At 65.2% G+C, this 6,046-nt stretch carries 7 protein-coding genes, 1 tRNA gene and 1 pseudogene; 4 read left to right on the forward strand and 5 right to left on the reverse strand.

Annotation, left to right across the window (positions count from 1 at the left end):
- Positions 1-234: pseudogene (locus Q0L94_RS10525) on the forward strand (efflux transporter periplasmic adaptor subunit); the annotation flags it as partial.
- Here the strand turns inward: Q0L94_RS10525 and Q0L94_RS10530 are convergent.
- Positions 231-857, reverse strand: coding sequence for a phosphoribosyltransferase family protein (locus Q0L94_RS10530; protein WP_296753120.1), 627 nt, complete (start codon positions 855-857; stop codon positions 231-233). The pseudogene Q0L94_RS10525 and the gene Q0L94_RS10530 overlap by 4 nt on opposite strands.
- Positions 858-1,060: 203 nt before the next feature.
- On the opposite strand from Q0L94_RS10530, the gene Q0L94_RS10535 reads away from it, so the two are divergent.
- The 3 genes from Q0L94_RS10535 (at position 1,061) to Q0L94_RS10545 (ending at position 2,597) form a co-directional block, all read left to right on the forward strand.
- Positions 1,061-1,453, forward strand: a complete 393-nt coding sequence (locus Q0L94_RS10535) for an HIT family protein (RefSeq protein WP_296753122.1) — start codon at positions 1,061-1,063, stop codon at positions 1,451-1,453.
- Positions 1,454-1,929: 476 nt separating this feature from the next.
- Positions 1,930-2,163, forward strand: a complete 234-nt coding sequence (locus Q0L94_RS10540) for a type II toxin-antitoxin system prevent-host-death family antitoxin (RefSeq protein WP_296753123.1) — start codon at positions 1,930-1,932, stop codon at positions 2,161-2,163.
- Entirely contained in the window at positions 2,163-2,597 is a 435-nt protein-coding gene (locus tag Q0L94_RS10545) for a type II toxin-antitoxin system VapC family toxin (protein WP_296753125.1), read from the forward strand. Before Q0L94_RS10540 ends, Q0L94_RS10545 begins: the two co-directional genes overlap by 1 nt.
- Before the next feature lie 186 nt (positions 2,598-2,783).
- Here the strand turns inward: Q0L94_RS10545 and Q0L94_RS10550 are convergent.
- From Q0L94_RS10550 to Q0L94_RS10565, 4 genes are all read right to left on the reverse strand, one after another.
- Positions 2,784-2,859, reverse strand: a tRNA-Asn gene (locus Q0L94_RS10550).
- A gap of 45 nt (positions 2,860-2,904) precedes the next feature.
- Positions 2,905-4,140 (reverse strand): DNA polymerase, encoded by a 1,236-nt coding sequence (locus Q0L94_RS10555; protein ID WP_296753127.1) that lies wholly within the window; start codon positions 4,138-4,140, stop codon positions 2,905-2,907.
- Between the two features lie 98 nt (positions 4,141-4,238).
- Positions 4,239-5,519, reverse strand: a complete 1,281-nt coding sequence (locus Q0L94_RS10560; protein ID WP_296753129.1) for a YhjD/YihY/BrkB family envelope integrity protein — start codon at positions 5,517-5,519, stop codon at positions 4,239-4,241.
- Positions 5,520-5,710: 191 nt separating this feature from the next.
- Positions 5,711-6,046: aminotransferase class I/II-fold pyridoxal phosphate-dependent enzyme (locus Q0L94_RS10565; protein WP_296753130.1), on the reverse strand; the 336-nt coding region annotated here is incomplete at its 5' end.

Raw genomic sequence — 6,046 nt, forward strand, 5'->3', positions numbered from 1 at the left:
GTGCTGTGGGAAGGCCAGGACGTGCTGCAGCTGCCGACCAGCGCGTTGTTCCGGCAGGGTGAGGGCTGGGCGGCGTTCGTGATCGATGGCCGCCGCGCACGCCTGGCGCCGGTCGGGCTCGGCCAGCGCGCCGGGCTCGCCACCGAGGTGCTGTCAGGACTTGCGGCCGGCGACAAGGTGGTCGCGCACCCCGACGAGACGATCAAGGACGGCGTGCGGGTGAAACCGCGCTAGGCCTGCTTCAGAATCGCTTCGACCTCCGCATCCTCGACCTGCGGAAAATCCGCATAGAACTGTCCCACCGCCTGGAAGTGCATCGGCGTCGACAGGCACACCACCTCGTCGGCGTAGGGCCGGATCTTCTTCAGCGTGTCTGCTGGCGCCACCGGCACCGCGCAGACCAGGCGCGCCGGCTTCTGCGCGCGCAGCGCATGCAGCGCGGAAATCATCGTCGCCCCTGTGGCCAGCCCGTCGTCGATCACGATGACGGTGCGCCCGGCCGGGTCGATCGGTGGCCTGAGCGGGGTGTACTGCGCCCGCCGTTTTCTGATGGTATCGAGCTGGGTCTGCTTCTCCTGGGCCAGGTAGGCCGGTGTGCCGCCGACGGATTCGGCGTAGTCGGCAATATAGCTCCAGCCCGATTCGTCGATCGAGCCGACGGCGAACTCCGGATTGAACGGCGCGCGCAGCTTGCGCACCAGCACCACGTCGAGCTCGCCATCCAGCGCCTGGGCCAGTCGCAGTCCCATCGGCACCGCTCCGCGCGGGATGGCGAGGATCAGCGGATGCTGGCCCTTGTAGGCCGCCAGCGCGACAGCCAGCCGGTCGGCGGCCTGATGACGGTTGGCGAAGACCATGGCATCCCCTTGTTTATTTCCACGCTTTCATCTTAGGCGCGGTGGGAGGCTTGGTGGCGGATGGCGGTCTGAACGGCTGAACCGGCCAGCCGCATCGGTTACACTCGGTTCAAAAGAGGCGCCCGGCCGCGCTTCCGGCCGTGCAAGCAGCGCGCCGGGGCTGTTGCCCCCATTTTCCGACCGCAAGACGAGTACACCCAGGCATGTCCCCATCCAATCCCAAACCCTGTCCCTTTTGCAAGCTTGACCCCCATCGCATCCTTGTCGAGGACGAGCTTGTCGTCGCTTACCGGGACGGCTTTCCGGTTTCGCTCGGCCACACCGTCATCATTCCGCGCCGCCATTTCGCCACCCTGTTCGAGGCCAGCGAAGCCGAGCAGGCCGCCTTGCTGAAGATGATGGCGCAGGCAAAAGACCTGCTGGACAGGCACCACCAGCCGGACGGCTACAACATCGGCATCAACCATGGCCAGGCCGGCGGGCAGACCGTGCCGCATCTGCATATTCACCTGATTCCGCGTTACCGCGGCGACAAGGAAGACCCGCGCGGCGGAGTGCGCTGGGTGCTGCCGGACAAGGCCAAGTACTGGGCCTGAAAAAAGACCGATTGGGCGGGCGCCTGCGCTATTCATGACCCCCACAATGACTAAGCGGAGGGGTGTGGGTACCTTACCCTGGCAGGAGCCAAAACCCATCCCGGTCACCTTCTTGACCGGGTCGAGGCTGACGTGGAAGTGGCCATCACCCGTCGCGGCCTGCCAGGCCCGCATCACGCCGGTCGAGAAGCCCAGGCGCGCCGTCAGGTTCCTCGCCGGGTTTCGCAGCCGCATGTCCCGCTGGTGCAAATCCAGTGCCGGGCCGCAGCACTCAATTCACTGGCTCAGCGCGCGCATTCTGTCCAGCTTCTCGACTACAGCCTGATAGAGATCCCGTCGGAATCGCGGTTGCGGTCTGGGTGGGTGCCTCAGGGGTAGCAGCATCGGCAGCAGCTGGAATGACTAACGCAACCGATTTACCTGTCCTGAACGTTCCGCTACTATATGACCAACATAATGACCAATCGGAGAGGCGTATGAGCACCGTTACGCTGGCAGAAGCCAAGACCCATCTCAGCCATCTTCTTGACCAGGTCGAAGCCGGCGAGGAAGTGGTTATCACCCGTCGCGGCCTGCCAATCGCCCGCATCACGCCGGTCGAAAAGCCCAAGCACGCCGTCAAGTCGCTCGCCGAGTTTCGCAGTCGCATGCCCCGCTGGCGCAAATCCAGCGCCGAGCTGCTGCGCGAGATGCGCGACGAGGGGCTTTGATGCTGTACTTCGACACCAGCTTCTTGGCCCCACTCATCCTCGAAGAAGCCACCAGCGCCAAAATCGAGGCTTTTTTCGCCAAGCTCCCAGTGGGGGAGCTGTACGTTAGCCACTGGACCCGCGTCGAGTTCGCCAGCCTTGTCGCGCGCGAAGTCAGGATGGGCGGTTTCGCGGAGTCTGACGCGTTGCTGACCATTGCCCAGTTCGACGAACTGGTGACCGAGTCATTCCAGGTCGTGGCGCCCGGTGTCGCGGACTACGAACTCGCCAAGGAGTACATCCAGAACTTCGCCACCAAGCTGCGGGCCGGCGACGCGCTGCACCTGGCTATCGCCCATAACAACGGAGCAAAGACCCTCTACACCCTGGACGAGGGCCTCTTGCATGCGGCCAAGCTCATGAAGGTCCACGCCAGCCGAGGCATCAAAACCTAGCCCCAACCGACCGCCGTGAACTAACAATGAATCGCCCCGGCTTTCCTAGACACTTTCGAGCCGGTTGAAATACTGCTTCCGAACTCTACCGGAGAAGAGCTCTCAATGCTGATCCCCCAACCATCTATACAGACCCGGAAAAGCAAAAAAGCCACCCCGAAGGATGGCCTAAGTGCTTGCTATGTCTGGCTCCCCGACCTGGGCTCGAACCAGGGACCTGCGGATTAACAGTCCGTCGCTCTACCGACTGAGCTATCGGGGAATGGGAAGCGCGCATTCTAGTGATGGCGGGCGATTCGGTCAACCCTCAGCCGTCATTTTCCACCTGCAATTCGGGGACGTGGCTGAAGGCGATGCGCATCGGCGCGGCGCCGCGGCCATGGTGGGCGCCGCCGAAGTAGAGGGTGTTGGGGCCGTAGCGCTGGTTGATCCGGTCGAGCACGCTGTTGAGGGTTTCGTGCCGGTCGCCGGGGTCGAACAGGTCGCGCGTGACCTGGCTGTGCTCGACCAGGCCGGTGAGGGCGACGCCGACCTTGAGGATGGGGCTGGGGTCGGGCGGGCGGCGCTGCCACAGTTCGGCCAGCACGGGGTTGAACTGGAGGGTGTCGGCGTGCGGCGAGAAGCGTGCCTGGTCGACCCAACGGGGGTGGCCGGCGGTGCTTTTCAGGTAGTGCAGATGCAGGCCGAGGCCGCCGGCGCAGTAGCCGTAGTGGCGCAGCCGCATGGCGGCCTTGTGCAGCAGGCGGTAGAGCACGGCAATGGCGGAATCGGGGTCGCGCAGCTCGGGCGCCAGCACGTGCGAATGGCCGACGCTGGAGCGCTGGGTGGGGGTGGCGGCGACATTTTCGCCGCGCAGTTTGGCGTAATAGCGCTCACCTTCGACGCCGCCCCAGGCATGGCGCAGGGTGTCGCGGCTGGCGGCGCAGAGTTGCTCGACGCTGTGGATGCCGAGCTGCTTGAGGCGCTGTTCCATGGCGCGGCCGATGCCGTTGAGCGCGCCGAGCTTGATGCCATACAGCCGCTGCGGCAACTCGTGCTGGCGGATCACCACCAGCCCGTCCGGTTTCTGCATGTTGGACGCGGTCTTGGCGAGAAAGCGGTTGGGCGCGATGCCGACCGAGCTGTGCAGCACCTCGCCGACCTGATCGTAGATCGCCTGCTTGATCTGGCGGCCGAGTTTGACGGCCCTGGCTTCCTCGCGCTCGCTGCCCATCAGATCGCAGGCCATTTCGTCGATCGACAGCACGGCGGAAACCGGAGTGCACGACTCCACGGCAGCGACGATGCGGTGGTGGATTTCCACGTAGACAGACGGCCGCGCCTGGACGAAAACGATGTCGCGGCACAGCTTGCGGGCCTGCCATACCGGGGTGCCGGTACGGATGCCGAAGCGCTTGGCGTCGATACTGGCGGCGATGCAGCAGGTGGTGTCGGCCATTACCGGCAGCACGCCGACCGGGCGGCCGCGCAGCTCGGGCCGCAGCTGCTGCTCGACCGAGGCGAAGAAGGAATTGAGATCGACGTAAAGCGAATACAGGGCCATGGGGTGCGCCAGGGGAACACTGAATCGTCGCTTCGGCTTTTCGCCGGGGTGACGGCTGATGTTAAATGTAGTGTATATCCATACAGTATATTCGATCCTCAGCCCGGGTTCGCCAGATTCATCCGCTCCAGCCGCTGGCACAGGACGTCGATGATGCGGCGCGACAGCGGGGCGGAATGGCGCATCAGTTCTTCCAGCGTCTGCGGCGGCAGCGCCAGCACGGTGATCTCGCCGTCGGCGACGACCGAGGCGGTGCGTTTTTCGTTCAGCAGATAGGCCATTTCGCCGAACAGCTGGCCTTCGTTGAGTTCGCCCAGGCGGCGGCGCCCGCCGTCGGTATTCTTGTACACCGTGGCGCGGCCGGCGTAGAGAAAATAGGCGATTTTCGAGTCATCGCCTTCCTCGATCAGCGCATGGCCGGCGGGGTGCACCTGGCCGTATTTTTCCAGCAGGCGGTGGCTGTCGCCGAAGACGTAGCCTTCGAGCTTGCCGGCGCCCTCGCCGCTGCCGCCGAGGAACAGCTTTTCCAGCGCGGTGATGTCGGCCTTGCCGTAGGCGTACAGCGCCTGCGCCCACAGATACAGTAGCAGGAAGGCGAAATAGCCGCCGATCAGCACGAACACCACGCCGCCGAGCGCGCCGTACAGACTGTGGTAGTTCTCCAGCTTGAAGAAGGCGCCGAACAGCATCAGCAGCAGCCCCAGGCTCACGGTCGCGGCGAGCGCGAACACGGCGGCGTCGCGCGCGCGCGGATGCCGCCGCGGCAGCCGCCAGTAGGCTGTGAACAGCAGCGCCCACACCATGACAAAGCCGAACAGCGAGTTGAGCGCCTGCAGGATCTGCACATTGCCGGTGCCGATGAAGTCATTCTGCGCCAGGAAGGACAGCGTGACCTGGGCCAGCGCGGCCATCCCCATCAGCAGGAACAGCACCGGCAGGATGATCAGCGGCAGCACCCACGACACCACCAGATTGCGCTTGGTCCGGTCGGGAAAAATGATGCGGAAAGCTCCCTGCATGGTGTTGACCAGCCCGCGCGACGACAGCACCAGGGTGACCAGGCCGACGCCGCCGGCCGCGAGTTGGGTTTGCCGCGGAATGAAGCCGAGCGCGGTGAGGCTGTCCAGTTGCATCTGGTCGTAGAGCGCGGCCATCAGGATGGTGGCCGGCACCGAATTTTCGGCAACATGCCCCAGCAGTTGCAGGGCGTAGCTCAGCAGCAGCAGCAGCGGGGTGGCCGACAGCAGGAAGTAGAACGCCGTTGCCGCGGCATGGTTGGCGAGGCCGTTCTGGTTGAACAGGCGCGCGGTGGTGTAGGCAAGCTGAAGCAGCCAGCTCAGGGTACCGCGGGTGGGGGGCAGGTCGGGGATGCGGAACATCGCGCTAGCCTACCTGCACAGGCAGTGGGAGGCCAGTAGCACGTTGGGGCGGGGGCGGATGGCCACCATGGCATCTTGTGTAGGAGGCCCGCCTCGGGCCGATTCGCACCCATGCACGCTCCACGGTCGCGGCCCGCGGCGGGCCTCCTACAGGTCCGGCGGCGCTGCGGGAAGCCCGCGAGGGGAACGGCTCAGGCCATCGCCTGAGCGATGCGCTTGAGCGCCTTTTCCAGGTTGCTCTGCGAGGTGGCGAACGACAGGCGGATGTAGCCTTCGGCGCCGAAGGCCGAGCCGGGGACGACGGCGACGTCGGCCGATTCCAGCAGGTATTCGGAGAAGGCGATGTCGGTCGGCTGCTCGATGACGTCGCGCGCCAGCAGGTTCATGATCGCCGGGCGCACGTCGGGGAAGGCGTAGAAGGCGCCACCGCTGTCGACGCACTTGAAGCCGGGAATGGCGTTGAGCGCGTCGACGACGTAGCGGTGGCGTGCCTTGAAGGCGTCGAGCATCGGGATGATGCAACCCTG

The organism is Thiobacillus sp., from assembly GCF_024708915.1.